The organism is Pelomonas sp. Root1444 (assembly GCF_001426885.1).
Taxonomy (GTDB): Bacteria; Pseudomonadota; Gammaproteobacteria; order Burkholderiales; family Burkholderiaceae_C; genus Pelomonas.
Genome location: NZ_LMFP01000003.1, coordinates 420,012 through 435,212 on the forward strand (window position 1 = coordinate 420,012; position 15,201 = coordinate 435,212).

A 15,201-nucleotide genomic window follows, 5' to 3' on the forward strand; every position below is an offset into this window, starting at 1 on the left:
TCTGCGGCACCTGCAGGGCGCCGCATGTGGGAGGGTGCAGGACGGAGGCCTGCGCCCTTGGCTCAGCTCATGCCCGCCTCAGAACTTGTAGCGGCCGCCGACGATGAACTCGCGGCCGGTGTAGTTGTTCACCACCACGTTGTTCATCGCACGGGAGATGAACTGGTCGTTCGGCTGGTTGGTCAGGTTGGTGGCCTCGAAGGTCAGCTCCAGCTGCTTGCTGAGCTTGTAGCCCATCGACAGGTCGACGTTGAACGTCTTGTTCTTGCCCGCCACGTCCTGGTTGTTGCCGGCCGGGATGGTGGTCAGGAAGGCCGAGCGCGCCGACGTGGAGACGCGGCCGCTGAAGGTGCCGTCGTCGTAATAGACCGACACGTTCCAGGAACGCGGCGAGAGGTTGACGAGGTCTTCACGCACGGTCGGCGAGTTCAGTGCCGTCGACAGCACGTAGTCCATCTTGGACTTGACCTGCGTGTAGTTGGCCAGCAGGCCGAAGTTCTGGCCCCAGCTCGGCAGGAAGCTGAAGGGCTGCTGCACGTTGATCTCGAAACCGCTGAGCTTGCCGCCCTGGGTGTTGACCGGCGCGCTGACGCGGAACAGCTCCTCGCCCGTGAAGTTGGTCGGCAGCAGCGACATCGGCAGGCCGGTCTGGTTGTACGGAATGTCGCGGCCCTGCGTCAGCACGTAGCTCTTGATCTTCTTCTGGAACAGGCCCAGGCCGAGGAAGGCGTTCTTGGAGTGGTACCACTCCAGGCTCGCGTCCAGCGTCGTGGCGCGGAACGGGTCCAGCGCCGGGTTGCCGCCGGTGTAGCTCAGCGTGCCGGTGGTGCTCAGCGTGCCGCCGGGGTTCAGGTTCTGCAACGGCGGACGCGACATCACCTTGGCCGCCGCGGCGCGTGCGATCAGGTTCTTGGCGAGGTTGACCGCCACGTTGGCCGAGGGCAGCCAGTCCTTGTAGATGCGGTCGGCCGTCACCAGGCTGCCGCCGCCGGTGGCGAGGTAGCCGCTGGCCATGATGTCGGTCTTGACGTAGCGCGTGCCCACGTTGCCGCGCACCGGCAGGCCACCCAGGCGCGTTTCGAAGTCGGCCATCAGCCAGGTCCCGGTGTCGGTCTCGGTGATGGCACGGTTGCCGCCGCGGGCGCTGCCGTTGGTGATGGAGGTCAGGCGGTAGTCGCCGGGGCCGCCGGCCGGGCCGGTCTTCAGGCAGTTGCAGTAGATGTCGTAGGCCTGGGCGATGGCGTCCAGGTTGGGAATGACCCAGGACGTGACCGAGCCGTCCGGCAGGTTCTGCCCCTTGCCGAAGCCCGTCAGCGTCGTCACGAGGCCGTTGGGGATGACGTTGGCGGGCAGCGTGTTCATCGTCTCCACCGTGCGCCGCATGTCGTAGCTGGTGAAGCTGAACTTCTTGTAGCTGACGCCGGCCTTCAGCGTCAGCGCGTCGGGGATGATTTCCCAGGCCACGTCGGCGGTGGCGACGTCCTGCTTGTTGGTCACGCCGTTGGGGCGGAGGCGGATTTCGCTGGGCGTGAAGTTGGTGATGGCGGTCTGGCCGACCGGCACGCCCTGGATCCGCAGCGCGCCGCTGGGGTCAGCGGGGTTGAGGTTGCCGTAGCTGAGCAGCGGCGCGCGGTCATCGCGGCGGGCGTCGAAGACGTAGCCGTTGACGTTGGGCGCATCCAGCGTCGTGGTGGTCTGGATGGGGTTGTCGAACTTGGACGTGGCGCGGCCGCCGCGCACCGTCACCTTGACGTGATCGCCGATCTCCTGCTCCACGGTCAACGTGGGCTGGCTGAAGATGGTGGAGAGCTTGTCGAAGCGCGACTCGGAGCGCACGTCCACGCCGTTGAACTTGCCGTAGAGCATCTGGCCGCTGGGCGCGAACTCCGCCTCGACGACGCTGGTCTGCTGCTTGCCGCCCTGCGACAGGTTGCGGCTGAAGGAGATGGCTTCGAGGAAGTCTTCCTGCCGGGTCGCATCGAGCTTGCTGTACAGCATGTCGAAGGTCAGCAGCATGGTGTCGGCCGGGCGCACCTGGATGGAGCCGGTCAGGCCCAGGCGCTCCTGGTCATGCGTCAGGCGGCCGTAGCGCGGCAGGCGTGGATGGAAGTTGGTGGCCAGCGACGCCGTGTTGTAGGCGGTCACGTTTGCCGCCGTGTTGGGCAGGCGGGCTGCGTCGGTCGAGGCGCCACAGAAGGCGGCCGTCTGCGCCGTCGAGGCCGGGCTGGCCGGCGTGACGCCGACCGGGGAGCACCAGCCGCCGCTGGACGGGCCGTTGTCCCAACGCACGGTGCTGAAGCCTTCCTCATACACCTTGCGCTTGGAGTAGGCGCCCGACAGCAGCACACCGATGCGGTTGTCGGCAAAGGTGTTGGAGATCAGGAAGGAGGCCTTGGGCGTGGCCTTGCCCGAGAGGTCGTTGTAGGTGCCCTTGACGGACACGGCGGCCACGAACTTCTTCATGTCGAAGGGCCGCGCGGTCTGCAGGTCGATGGTGGCGCCGAGCGAGCCTTCGTCCACGTCGGCCGAGCTGCTCTTGCGCACCGTCAGCGAGTTGAAGAGGTCGGCCGCGAAGACGTTGAAGTCGAAGGCGCGGGTGCGGTTGGCGCCGCCGGAACTGTCGGTGCCGCCGGTGGTGGCCAGCGCCTCGATGCCGTTGATGCGGGTGCGGGCGAAGTCGCCGCCCAGGCCGCGCACGGTGATGTTGCGGCCTTCGCCGGCGTCGCGGTCGATCACCACGCCCGGGATGCGCTGCAGCGACTCGGCCAGGTTGGTGTCCGGGAACTTGCCCATGTCCTCGGCCTTGATGACATCGACGATGCCCTTGTCCTGGCGCTTGGCGTTCAGCGCACTTTCCAGCGAGGCGCGGATGCCGGTGACGGTGACGGTCTCCAGCTGCGCGGCAGCCGGTGCCGGCGCGGCGGTCTGCGCCCATGCGGGGGCGGCGATCAGGGCGGCGGCCAGCGCCACGGGGTGCAGGGCAAGGCGGCGGGACGGACGGAATGCGGGCATGAAGGGTCTCCTGGTGCAAGGCCGCCTGGGCGGGTTCGCGCTGGCAGCTCTCGGGTTTTGCGGGTCTGTTACCCGGGCGCACGCAGGGCACCCGTCAATACTGAAGACCGGCGCCGCTGCAGTGCGAAAGCCGGTGTGCGACGCCTGAAACAGCGGTCGCGGCGGATTGAGAACTGTTCGAACACGCTGCACATGCCCGTTACAGGATGTGTCGCAGAGCTCGGTTGTGGACGATGATAGGGTGAAGATGGCAAAATCGGAACAGTGGTTCACTAAATAGAAACCATGATTCCGCGACGATTCGCGCCCCTCTAAGCTTCGGTCACCCGAATTTTTTGGAACCGCGTTTCAACTTGAGCGGTCTACCCCGGCCCTGCATCTCCAGCATCCCGCCGGCCATTCGACGCAACCGGTGCGCCCGCGCACCTTGGACAAAAACATGGTTCTTCAGAACTTCAATCTGGCCGGCAAGACGGCCATCGTGACCGGCTGCAACACGGGCCTGGGCCAGGGCATGGCGCTGGCGCTGGCGCAGGCCGGCGCCGATGTCGTCGGCGTCAACGTCTCCGACCCGGACGACACCAAGGCCGGCGTCGAGAAGCTGGGCCGCCGCTTCCTGGACCTGCGCGCCAACCTGGCCGAGGTCAGCTGCATTCCCGATCTGGTCGCCCAGGCCAAGGCGCTGAACGGCGAGCTGCACATCCTCGTCAACAACGCCGGCATCATTCGCCGCGAGGACGCCATCAAGTTCTCCGAGGCCGATTGGGACGACGTCATCGACCTGAACCTGAAATCGGTGTTCTTCCTGTCGCAAGCCGTTGCCAAGGTCTTCATGGCCCAGGGCAAGGGCGGCAAGATCGTCAACATCGCGTCGATGCTGAGCTTCCAGGGCGGCGTGCGCGTGCCCTCCTACACCGCCAGCAAGAGCGGCGTCATGGGCATCACGCGGCTGATGGCCAACGAGTGGGCGAAAGACGGCATCAACGTCAATGCCATCGCCCCGGGCTACATGGCCACCAACAACACCGCCGCGCTGCGCGCCGACGAGCAGCGCAACAGCGCCATCCTCGAGCGCATCCCCGCCGGCCGCTGGGGCAAGCCGGAGGACCTGGCCGGCCCGGTCGTGTTCCTGGCGTCGCAGGCGTCGGACTACGTCAACGGCTACACCATCGCCGTCGACGGCGGCTGGCTGGCGAGGTGACTGTTTGCCCCTCGCCCAATCTCGCCAGCTGAACGCGGCGAGTCTGGTCGGTCCCCCGCGGGGACGGTGATGCACACGGCATCGAGCCGCGTGCACCGCGCCAGGCGGGCCGGCTTGGGACGGCCCGGCGCTCGGCCCGCAATGCTCAACGCACCCACGAAGATGCCGTCATGAAGTCCACCGAACGCAAGCTTGAATTCCTCACCCGCGAGGACCCCGACACCGGCGCGCGCGTCACGCGGCTGACGCCGCCCGATGTCACCTGCCATCGCAACTACTTCTATCAGAAGTGCTTCACGAACGATGGCCGCAAGCTGATCTTCGGCGGTGAGTTCGGCCCCCAGCCCAGCCCGAACTGGAACTACCACCTGCTGGACCTGGACACGCAGAAATGCATCCAGCTCACCGATGGCGCCGGCGAGAACACCTTCGGCGGTTTCCTGAGCCCCGATGACCGGCACCTCTACTTCGTGCGCGCCGACCGCAACCTCATCCGGCTGGATCTGGCCACGCTGAAGGAAGAAGTCGTCTACGTCGTGCCGGACGGCTGGGTGGGCTACGGCACCTGGGTGGCCAACAGCGCCTGCACGAAGATGGTCGGCATCGAGATCTCGGCCGCCGACTGGTTCCCGCTGAACACCTGGCAGAAGTTCAACGAGATGTTCCACAAGAAGCCGCTGTGCCGGCTCTTCAGCGTTGACCTGCTAACCGGCCAGCGCAGCGTCATCCTGGAGCAGCGCGGCTGGCTGGGCCATCCGCAGTACCGCCCCTTCGACGACAACACCGTCGCCTACTGCCACGAGGGCCCGCACGACCTCATCGACGCGCGCATGTGGTTCATCGACGAGGACGGCACGAACCGCCGCTGCGGCAAGGAGCACCAGGCCGGCGAAAGCTGCACGCACGAGTTCTGGGTGCCGGACGGCAGCGCCATGATCTACGTCAGCTACAACGAGAAGTCGCCCGAGCGCTGGATCTGCAGCCTGGACCCGGTCACGCTGGAGAACCAGGTGCTGACCACCATGCCGCAGTGCTCGCACCTGATGAGCAACCACGACGGCACGCTGATCGTCGGCGACGGCGTCGGCAAGGTCAGCCACGACCGCACGGCCAGCAACGAGATGCTGGTGGGCGACCCGTATCTGCACCTGTTCGACCTGAAGGCTGGCAAGACTCGCCCCATCGCGCGCCACGACAGCGGCTGGGACGTCTACAAGGACAACCGCCAGGTGACCCATCCGCACCCCAGCTTCACGCCCGACGAGAAGCAGGTGCTGTTCAGCTGCGACAAGGAGCGCGCGAACGGCGTGGAGCCAGCGCTCTATCTGGTCGACCTGTGAAGCTCGCCCTGGCCTTCGCGGGTTTGTTTGCCGTCACGGCAGTTCAGGGGCAAGCACGCCCTCAGCTGCCGGCCGAGCAGGCCGCCGCGCACACCGCGGCGGCCTACCTCGGCGACTGGAAGCCCGCGCCGCTGGCCGACCTCGCCGCTGCGGCGCCGGACTTCACCGTCAGGCCGGGTGAGTCGGTGCAGACCGCCATCGACAAGGTGCCTGCCGAAGGCAGCAAGCGCTGGGTCATCCACATCCAGCCCGGCATCTACCGCGGCCCGCTGTGCATCAAGGACAAGGCACCGCTGGCGCTGGTCGGCTCGGCGCTGGACGCCGCCGCCGTCGTGCTGGTGGACAACCGCTTCGCCGGCAAACCCAAGGGCGCCGATGAAGCCGCCCATCCTTGCTGGCCCGAGCCTGGCAAGACCACCATCGGCACCAGCGGCAGTACCAGCATGCTGGTGCACAGCAACGACGTGCAGCTGATCTCGCTGACCATCGCCAATGACGCGATGGATGGCGTGCGCCGCGGCGAGGCCTACCCGCCCGGCGTCGGTGAAAGCGGCGGCGCGCAGGCCGTGGCTCTGACGCTGATGGGCGACCGCATCCAGCTCGAAGGCGTGCGCCTGCTGGGCCATCAGGACACGCTGTACGCCAAGCGTCGCACGGCCGACGCGCCGGCGCGCCAGCTGATCCGCCACAGCCTCATTGCCGGCGATGTGGACTTCATCTTCGGCAACGCGGTGCTGGTCATCGAGCACTCCACCATCCTGACGCGCGCCAACCGCCGCACGCCCGGCCATGGCGGCATCATCCTGGCGCCCAGCACGGCGCCGGACGTGGCGCAGGGCTTCCTCGTCACGCACAGCCGCCTCGTCGGCGAGCCGGGCATCGCGCCCGGTGCCACCGCCATCGGCCGCGCCTGGGATGCCGGCGTCAAGGCCGGCACGTGGCAGGCCGGCACCAGCCCCAATGGCGTGGCCGTCGTGCGCGACAGCGAGATCGGCGCCCACATCGGCCCCTGGGCCGCCAGCACGTCGCGCCGCCCCTTCGACGCCGCCTCGAATCGCCTCAGCGAATTCAACAACCGTCCATGACCGTCACCCGCCGCCACCTCCTCGCGCTCACCGCCCTGTCGACCCTGGGCGGCTGCGCCAGCACGGCGCCGCCCTTCCCTGTCGACAACCCGCTCGGCTGGGCCGGCGTCGGCGCGACCACGGGCGGCGCCAAAGCCATTCCCGAGCATGTCTTCGACGTGCACGATCGCGCCGGCCTGGACGCCGCGCTGCGCCTGGGCGACAAGCCCAAGATCATCCGCCTCCACAGCTTCATCGACCTGTGCCCCGGCGGTGTCGAGGCCTTCCGCGACCCCGCGTTCAACTTCGACGCCTTCGACCGCGCGTTCGATCCCGCCACCTGGGGCCGCGACGATCCCAAGGGACCGCTGGAAGACGCCCGCAAGCGTTCCGAGAAGCGCCAGGCCGAGGTCTCCATCGTGCGTGTGCCGTCCAACACGACGCTGCTGGGCGCCGCGCCCGGCGCGGGCTTCCAGCACGGCATGGTGCTGCTGGACAAGGTCAGCAACATCGTCATCCGCGACCTGCGCTTCTCCGACGCCTACGACCATTTCCCCGCCTGGGAGCCGCGCGACAACGGGCACGGCGAATGGAACTCGGAGTACGACGCGCTGTCGCTGCGCGGCGCCGAGCGCGTCTGGGTGGACCACTGCCTGTTCGACGACGGCAACCATCCCGACAAGCTCGAACCCATCCGCCTGGGCCAGCGCGTGCAGCATCACGACGGCCTGCTGGACATCACCAACGGCAGCGATCTCGTCACCGTGTCCTGGTGCCGCTTCCAGGCCCACGACAAGACCATGCTGATCGGCAACAGCGACGGCCTCACCTCGGACACCGGCAAGCTGCGCGTGACGCTGCATCACAACCACTTCCACGCCTGCAAGGAACGCACGCCGCGCGTGCGCTTCGGCCGCGTGCACGTCATCGGCAACCTGTTCAGCGCCGATCAGGCCGAGGACTTCGGCTATTCGCTGGGCGTGGGCATCCAGTCGCGCATCGTCAGCGAGTCCAACGCCTGGGAATTGCCGCCCGGCATCGGCGCCGACAGGCTGATCCGCCGACTCAAGGGCACGGCCTTCCTGGATCGCGGCAACCGCCTGAACGGCCGCCCGGTCGACATCGGGGCTGCCTGGCGCGCCGCCCACCCCGGCGAGTCGCTGTCGCCCGACGTCGGTTGGCGCCCCGAGGACGTCTACGACACCGCAGCGCTGCACTCGCCCCCTGCCGATCGTCTTGTTGAGCAAATCCGCAGTGGCGCGGGGCCACGCCGGGCCTGAGTCAGAATCCGCACTCTGGAACAAGCGCTCGAAAGAATCGAAACGATGGACGACGACATTGGTGATTCAAAGCAACCGGAATCGGTTGCCGCGGTACTCAAGGTGTTCGCCATCCTGAACGCCTTGGGCGAACGCAGCGACATCGGCATCACCGACCTGTCGGTACGCCTGGCCATGCCCAAGGCCACCGTCTACCGCTTCCTGCAGACAATGAAGGGCCTGGGCTATGTGCGCCAGGAGGCCGACAGCGAGCGCTACGGCCTGGCCATGCGCATGTTCGAGATCGGCGCCAAGGCCCTGCCCTCCCCCGAACTCGTCGACCTGGCCAAGCACCACATGCAAATGCTGGCCGACGCGACCGGCGAGACCGTCCACCTGGGCAGCCTCATCGACAGCGAGATCATCTACATCCACAAGGTCGACTCGCGCCACATGCTGGGCATGTATTCGCGCATCGGCCGCCGCGCGCCGCTGCACTGCACGGCCATCGGCAAGGTGCTGATGGCCTGGGAGCACCCGGAGCGCCGCGACCGCATCCTCGACGGCGCCACCTTCACGCGCTTTCGCGACAAGACCATCACCGAGCGCCCCGCCTTCCTGGCGGAGCTGGAGACGGTCCGCGCCCAAGGCTTCGGCGAGGACCGCGAGGAGTTCGACGACCACATCCGCTGCCTCGGCGTACCCATCTTCGACCGCCTGGGCCAGCCCATCGCCGGCATGAGCGTGTCGTTCCCGACCTTCCGCTTCGACGTCGAGAAGGCCCCCGAGGTCGTTCGCATGTTGCAGACCGCCAGCAAGGACATCTCCGAGAAGCTGGGCTGCACCCGCTACCCGATCCAGATCGCAAGTTAGGGCCACGCCGCGTGACGCGGCGTTACGAGCTTTACGGTGGGGAGAGACTTTCGCTGCGGCGGACAGTGGGCGGCGGCGCTCGCTTCCGCGTTGAACAGGGCGACCGCGATGGTCATCCAACAACAAGGAGATTCGCCATGCAACGACGCCACTTCAACTTCGGCCTGGGCGCCGCCTTGGGGGCCAGCCTGCTGGCCGGCGTGCCGTTGTCGGCGCGCGCCGACGATGACGGGGAGTTCGTCATCCTGCATGCCCGCTACGGCACGGAGCACCGCCAGGTCGACGTGACCGACCGACTGCGCGAGCTGGCGCGCCAGGACCGGCGCTTCCGCCTGAGCAACGACCTCTTCGGTGTCGACCCCGCTCCAGGCCGCGATAAAACGCTGCAGATCTTCGTGCGCGACCGCCAGGGCCGCGAGCGCCAGGTCGACTACCGCGAACGCGACTGGATCGACGGCGGGCAGTTCATCGGCTGGAGCCGCGGCAACTGGGGCGAGTCCAACGAATCGCGCGGACGGCACGGCGGCGACCGCCGCGACGATGGCGAGTTCACCATCCTGTACGCCACCTACGGCACCGGCAGACGCGAAGTCGACGTGACCGACCGCCTGCGGGAACTGGCGCGGCGCGACGAGCGCTTCCGCCTGACCAACGACGTCTTCAGCGGCATCGACCCCGACCCGGGCCAAACCAAGGTGCTGCGCATCGTCGCCCGCGACCGCGCCGGCCAGCAGCGCAGCTTCGAGTACCGCGAGTACCAGACGGTGGACGGCAACCAGTTCATCGGCTGGGGCCGGGGCGACTGGGGCCGCCGCAGCGACCCGGGCGACTGGGGCCCGGCGCGGCCAGGCGGCGGCCGCCTCGTCATCGAGAGCGCCAGCTATGGCGCCGAAGACCGCTGGGTGGACGTGACCCAGGCGCTGCGCGCCCAGGTGCGCGGCGAACGTTTCGAGGCGGAGGTGCGCAACGAGCTGTTCGGCTTCGACCCATTGCCCGGGCGCCGCAAGCTGCTCACCGTCACCTACCGCCTGGGCAACGAGCCGGTCCGCACCGTGCGCGTGCGCGAAGAGGACGTCATTCGCCTGCCCTGACAGGGTTTGCGCGGGCCGGCCGCCCGGCCCGGCCGGCTCTGCGCGACACTTGCGGGCATACGGCCGTTTCCCGATCCTCGGGCCGAAACACCATGTCCCAAATCCTCTTCGACTACACCAAGCAGGACGCCGCCGGCGCCTGCTCCACCGCCCACGCCTGGGCCAAGACGCCCGCGCCGCTGGCCCCCGCCGAGCGCAATGCGATGGCCGAGCGCGCGGCGGCGCTGCTCAAGAAGCACAACGCCGTGCTCGTCGCCCACTACTACGTCGACGGCGCGCTGCAGGACCTGGCGCTGGCCACCGGCGGCATCGTCGCCGACTCGCTGGAGATGGCCCGCTTCGGCCGCGACCACGCGGCGCAGACGCTGGTCGTGGCCGGCGTGCGCTTCATGGGCGAGACGGCCAAGATCCTCAGCCCCGAGAAGCGCGTGCTGATGCCCGACCTCGACGCGACCTGCTCGTTGGACCTGGGCTGCCCCGCCGACGACTTCGCGGCCTTCTGCGACGCGCACCCGGACCGCAAGGTCGTCGTCTACGCCAACACCAGCGCCGCCGTGAAGGCGCGCGCCGACTGGATGGTGACCAGCTCCTGTGCGCTGGAGATCCTGTCGCACCTGCATGCGCAGGGCGAGAAGATCCTGTGGGCGCCCGACCGGCACCTGGGCCGCTACATCCAGGAGCAGACCGGCGCCGACATGCTGATGTGGAACGGCGCCTGCATCGTGCACGACGAGTTCAAGGGACTGGAGCTGGACCTGCTGCGCCAGGAGCACCCCGGCGCGCAGATCCTGGTCCACCCCGAGTCGCCCAAGAGCGTCGTCGAGCAGGCTGACGTCGTCGGCTCGACCTCGGCGTTGATCAAGGCCGTGGTCGAAGGCACGGCCCAGGAGTACATCGTCGCGACCGACAACGGCATCCTGCACCGCATGCGCCAGCTGGCGCCGGGCAAGACGCTGATCGAGGCGCCCACCGCCGGCAACAGCGCCACGTGCAAGAGCTGCGCGCATTGCCCATGGATGGCGATGAACGGGCTGGCCAACCTGGTGGACTGCCTTGAAAGCGGCCGGCCCGAGATCCATGTCGACGAGGCCATCCGTGTGAAGGCCCAGGGCTGCATCACGCGCATGCTGGATTTCGTCGCCGCGCGAAAGAAGGCCGCCGCGGGCATGACACCTGGCATCGGCGCGGCCTGATGGCGCTATAAACCGGCATTCCATCGCCCAACATCCTCGCGAGGACGCCTGCCATGAACGCCGACTTCAGCTCCCTGTACAACCACCACGAGCGCGAGGTCTTCGGCGCGGTGCTGGACGCGTCCAAGGACTTCCCCGAGATCGCCAGCAGCAAAGACCTGCTCTGCGACGTCGCCTGCGTGGCCCTGAACCGCCTGCCGCCGCGCTACATCCGCCACGAGGTGGACTTCAGCTTCTACCTGACCGAGCACGAGCGCCTGGAGATCGACAACGCCATCGTTGAGGCGGTGGCGTACGCGTTCAATTTCGTGCAGGCGCGGACGGCGCTGAGGGCGCGGAAGTAATCTCAGCCTCCATGAAGTTCGCCATGGTCAACCAGCCGCGTGGACTACGTCGAGCCGGCACCTTGAGCTTCAGCGGCGCCTGCCCTCACTGATCAACACCGTCGGGAAACTCACCGGCAGCGTCTGCGGGTAGTCGCGGCTGTAGTGCAGGCCGCGGCTCTCGTGCCGCATCAGGGCGGACCTGACGATCAGCTCCGCGCAGTCGACGAGGTTGCGCAGCTCCAGCAGGTCGCGGGTGACGCGGAAGTTGGCGTAGTAGTCGTCGATCTCGCTGCGCAGCAGCGCGATGCGGTGCAGCGCCCGCTCCAGGCGCTTGGTGGTGCGCACGATACCGACGTAGTTCCACATCAGCAGGCGCAGCTCGTCCCAGTTGTGGGCGATGACGACCTGCTCGTCGGCATTCTCGACCTGGCTCTCGTCCCACGCCGGCAGCGGGGCGGGCGCCTGCGGCGCGTGGCCCAGGATGTCGGCCGCGCACGTCTGACCCAGCACCACGCATTCAAGCAGCGAGTTGCTGGCCAGCCGGTTGGCGCCATGCAGGCCGGTGTAGCCGGTCTCGCCCACGGCGTAGAGGCCCGGCAGGTCGCAGCGGCCCGCGAGGTCGGTCACGGCGCCGCCGCAGGTGAAGTGCACGGCCGGCACGACCGGGATGGGCTGCCGGGCGATGTCGATGCCCAGCTTCAGGCAGCGTGCATGGATGGTCGGGAAATGCTCGATGAGGAAGGCCTCGCCGAGGTGTGTCGCGTCCAGCCACACATGGTCCAGGCCGTGCTTCTTCATCTCGAAGTCGATCGCGCGGGCAACGATGTCGCGCGGCGCCAGCTCCATGCGCTCGTCATGCGCGGCCATGAAACGCGTGCCGTCGGGCAACTTGAGGTGCCCGCCCTCGCCACGCAACGCCTCGGTGATGAGGAAGCTGCGGTCCTGCGGGTGGCCACTCGGAAAATAAAGGCAGGTCGGGTGGAACTGGATGAACTCCATGTTCGCCACGCGGCAGCCGGCGCGCCAGGCCATCGCGATGCCGTCGCCGGTGGACGTGTCCGGGTTGGTCGTGTAGCGGTAGACCTTGCCGGCGCCGCCCGTGGCCAGCACGACGGCGCGCGCCGCCAGCGTCTCGACGCGCTGCGTGTCGATGTCCAGCGCATAAGCGCCATAGACCCGCGTCGGCTCGTCGCGCTGGGCGTGGCGCGACGTGATCAGGTCCAGCGCCATCCAGCGCTCGCGCAGCGTGATGTTGGGGTGGCGTCGAGCGACGGCCAGCAGCTGGTCGTGGATGGCCTTGCCGGTGGCGTCGGCCGCATGGGCGATGCGGCGCACCGCATGGCCGCCCTCGCGCGTCAGGTGCAGGCCCATGGGGCCGGTGTCGTCGGCCGTGAAGGGCACCCCCTGGGCCACCAGCCAGCCCACCGCGGCGGCGCTGCGCTCGGCGATGAAGCGGGCGGCCTCTTCGTCGACGAGCCCGGCACCGGCGTCCTGCGTGTCGCGCACATGGCTGTCGATGGAGTCGTCGCTGCCCAGCACGCCGACGATGCCGCCCTGCGCCCACGCGGTGGCCGCTTCGGTCAGCTCACGCTTGGCGAGCACGACGACGGGCACGCTGTCGGCCAGGTGCAGGGCCACGGTCAAGCCGGCAAGGCCGGCGCCGATAATGACGACGGGCGCGTCGGGTTGGGCAGCAGTCATGGCGGGGCATTGTCCTGCAGTGCAGGCCGGCGCTCAGGTTGGTGAGGATTGCCGATTGGACGAGCCTGCCTCCATGCCATCTGCCCTATGCTCCGCGCCGCTGCCGAAGAAGCAGCGCAGGGAGCACCACGTGGAGACTTTGAGACGCTGGGTTGGCGGCATGGCCGTCTTCCTTCTCGCGGCGGTTGCTGCGCAGGCCGCGCCGCCGGCTGAAGTCTTCTTCAAGGCCCCGGACATCACCGAGGCCACGCTGTCACCCAATGGCCGCAAGCTGGCCATCACGACGGCGCGCGGCGCCAAGCGCACCGGCCTGGCTGTCTTCGACCTGGGCACCGGCAAGGCGCTGCGGACCGCCCAGTTCTCGGACGGCGACGTGTCGCAGGTCCACTGGGTCAACGACAACCGCCTGATCTTCGGCGTCGTCGACCTGTCCGACGGCAGCGGCCGGCCCAATGGCGCGCCGGGCCTGTATGCGGTCAACCCCGACGGCAGCGAGATGCGCCAACTCGTGCGGCGCATGAACCGGCCCGTCGTCAGCGACGGCAGCAACCGCCACGAGCGCCTGCTGGACTGGAACCACCGGCTGCTGCGCGTGCCATACCCGCGCGCCGGCGAGACCCACGAGGAGGTGCTGGTCGCCGAGGTCTCGCTGGACGAGCGCCATTTGGCCACGCCGCTGTGGCTCAACACGCGCACCGGCCGCACGCGCCCGCCCGGCGTCGACGCGCCGCCCGACACGGTGGACTGGATCACCGACGGCCAGGGCGAGCTGCGCGTGGCCCTCACGCGGCGCGGGGGGCGCCTCGCCGCGCTGTGGCGCGGGCCGGGCCGCGACGACTGGCAGCCGCTGTTCGAGAGCGGCCTGTTCGATGCACCCTTCGGCATCCACGCGGTCGACGGCGCCGGCCAGCTCTACGTGACGCAGGCCCGCGGCAAGGCCGGCGAGACGGTGCTCAGCCGCTACGACTTCGAGCGCCACGCACCTGAAGCCAAGCCGCTGGTCGTCACACCCGGCTTCAGCTACGCCGGCCAGGTGCTCGATGCCGGCAGCGGCGCGGCCCTGGGCGTGCGCGTGGTGACGGACGGCGAGACGACCGTCTGGTTTCACCCCGCCCTGAAGGCGCTTCAGGAGGAGGCCGATGCGCGCATGCCCGGCCGCGTCAACCACATCAGCTGCCGCCGCTGCGGCGAGCCCGACATGACGGCCCTGGTGCGCTCCTACAGCGACCGCGACCCCGGCCAGCTCTGGGTCTACCAGGCGCAACCGCCCGCAGGCGAGAAGAACTGGCGTGCCGTCGGCCGCGTCCGCGACGACATCAAGCCCTCCGAGATGGCGGTGATGGAGTTCCACCGCATCCAGGCCCGTGACGGCCGCGACCTGCCCGTCTGGGTTACGAAGGCCGCCGAGGCCAAGGGTGCGCTGCCGGCTGTCGTCCTCGTGCACGGTGGGCCCTGGGTGCGCGGCAACACCTGGGGCTGGCGGCCGTATGCCCAGTTCCTGGCCTCGCGCGGCTTCGCCGTCATCGAGCCCGAGTTCCGCGGCAGCACGGGCTATGGCCAGGCACATTTCCGCGCCGGCTTCAAGCAATGGGGCCAGGCCATGCAGCACGACGTGGCCGACGCGCTGAGATGGGCCCAGGCCGATGGCATCGCCAGCGACAAGGCCTGCATCGCTGGCGGCAGCTACGGTGGCTACAGCGCACTGATGGGCCTGGTCAATGACCCCGATCTCTACCGCTGCGGCGCCGCCTGGGTGGCCGTGACCGACCTGGAGCTGCTGCTCAAAGGGTCGTGGTGGGTCGACGACGACACCAGCGGCGAGACGCGCAGGCACCGCCTGCCCGAAATGGTCGGCGACCTGCAAAAGGACGCCGCCATGATCACCGCCAACTCGCCAGTCAGGCAGGCCACACGAATCAAGGCGCCAGTGCTGCTGGCCTTCGGAGAGGCGGACCGCCGCGTGCCGCTGGCCCATGGCAAGCGCATGCGCGACGCCCTGCGCGAGGCGGGCAATGAGCCGGTCTGGCTCACGTACGCGGACGAGGGCCACAGCTTCGGCATGGTCAAGAACCGCGTGGACCTGTTCGAGCGCATGGCGGCCTTCCTGGCCCAGCATCTGCAACCTTGACGAAACGATTCAC

General features: G+C 68.6%; 11 protein-coding genes. 9 read left to right on the top strand and 2 right to left on the bottom strand.

Going from position 1 to position 15,201, the window contains the following annotated elements; all coding sequences use genetic code 11:
- Positions 1–78: 78 nt before the first annotated feature.
- Entirely contained in the window at positions 79–3,012 is a 2,934-nt protein-coding gene (locus tag ASD35_RS04760; RefSeq protein ID WP_082579922.1) for a TonB-dependent receptor, read from the bottom strand.
- A gap of 439 nt (positions 3,013–3,451) precedes the next feature.
- On the opposite strand from ASD35_RS04760, the gene kduD reads away from it, so the two are divergent.
- The 8 genes from kduD (at position 3,452) to ASD35_RS04800 (ending at position 11,377) form a co-directional block, all read left to right on the top strand.
- Positions 3,452–4,213 (top strand): 2-dehydro-3-deoxy-D-gluconate 5-dehydrogenase KduD, encoded by a 762-nt coding sequence (gene kduD / locus ASD35_RS04765; protein WP_056874596.1) that lies wholly within the window; start codon positions 3,452–3,454, stop codon positions 4,211–4,213.
- Between the two features lie 170 nt (positions 4,214–4,383).
- Positions 4,384–5,553, top strand: a complete 1,170-nt coding sequence (locus ASD35_RS04770; RefSeq protein WP_056873747.1) for an oligogalacturonate lyase family protein — start codon at positions 4,384–4,386, stop codon at positions 5,551–5,553.
- Entirely contained in the window at positions 5,550–6,638 is a 1,089-nt protein-coding gene (locus ASD35_RS04775; RefSeq protein WP_056873748.1) for a pectinesterase family protein, read from the top strand. Before ASD35_RS04770 ends, ASD35_RS04775 begins: the two co-directional genes overlap by 4 nt.
- Entirely contained in the window at positions 6,635–7,897 is a 1,263-nt protein-coding gene (locus tag ASD35_RS04780) for a polysaccharide lyase family 1 protein (RefSeq protein ID WP_056873749.1), read from the top strand. Before ASD35_RS04775 ends, ASD35_RS04780 begins: the two co-directional genes overlap by 4 nt.
- A gap of 45 nt (positions 7,898–7,942) precedes the next feature.
- Positions 7,943–8,749 carry a DNA-binding transcriptional regulator KdgR gene (gene kdgR / locus ASD35_RS04785; RefSeq protein ID WP_056873750.1) on the top strand — a complete coding sequence of 269 codons (807 nt, stop codon included), beginning with the start codon at positions 7,943–7,945 and terminating at the stop codon, positions 8,747–8,749.
- A gap of 137 nt (positions 8,750–8,886) precedes the next feature.
- A complete protein-coding gene (locus ASD35_RS04790; protein WP_056873751.1) occupies positions 8,887–9,840 on the top strand; it encodes a hypothetical protein in 954 nt (317 codons plus the stop codon).
- A gap of 92 nt (positions 9,841–9,932) precedes the next feature.
- Positions 9,933–11,033 carry a quinolinate synthase NadA gene (gene nadA, locus ASD35_RS04795; protein ID WP_056873752.1) on the top strand — a complete coding sequence of 367 codons (1,101 nt, stop codon included), beginning with the start codon at positions 9,933–9,935 and terminating at the stop codon, positions 11,031–11,033.
- A gap of 53 nt (positions 11,034–11,086) precedes the next feature.
- A complete protein-coding gene (locus tag ASD35_RS04800; protein ID WP_056873753.1) occupies positions 11,087–11,377 on the top strand; it encodes a late competence development ComFB family protein in 291 nt (96 codons plus the stop codon).
- A 69-nt stretch (positions 11,378–11,446) separates the two neighbouring features.
- Here ASD35_RS04800 and nadB read toward each other — a convergent pair whose 3' ends face one another.
- A complete protein-coding gene (nadB, locus tag ASD35_RS04805; RefSeq protein ID WP_056873754.1) occupies positions 11,447–13,060 on the bottom strand; it encodes an L-aspartate oxidase in 1,614 nt (537 codons plus the stop codon).
- A gap of 160 nt (positions 13,061–13,220) precedes the next feature.
- On the opposite strand from nadB, the gene ASD35_RS04810 reads away from it, so the two are divergent.
- Positions 13,221–15,188: a prolyl oligopeptidase family serine peptidase gene (locus tag ASD35_RS04810; RefSeq protein WP_056873755.1), complete on the top strand. Its 1,968-nt coding sequence runs from the start codon at positions 13,221–13,223 to the stop codon at positions 15,186–15,188.
- Positions 15,189–15,201 lie beyond the last annotated feature (13 nt).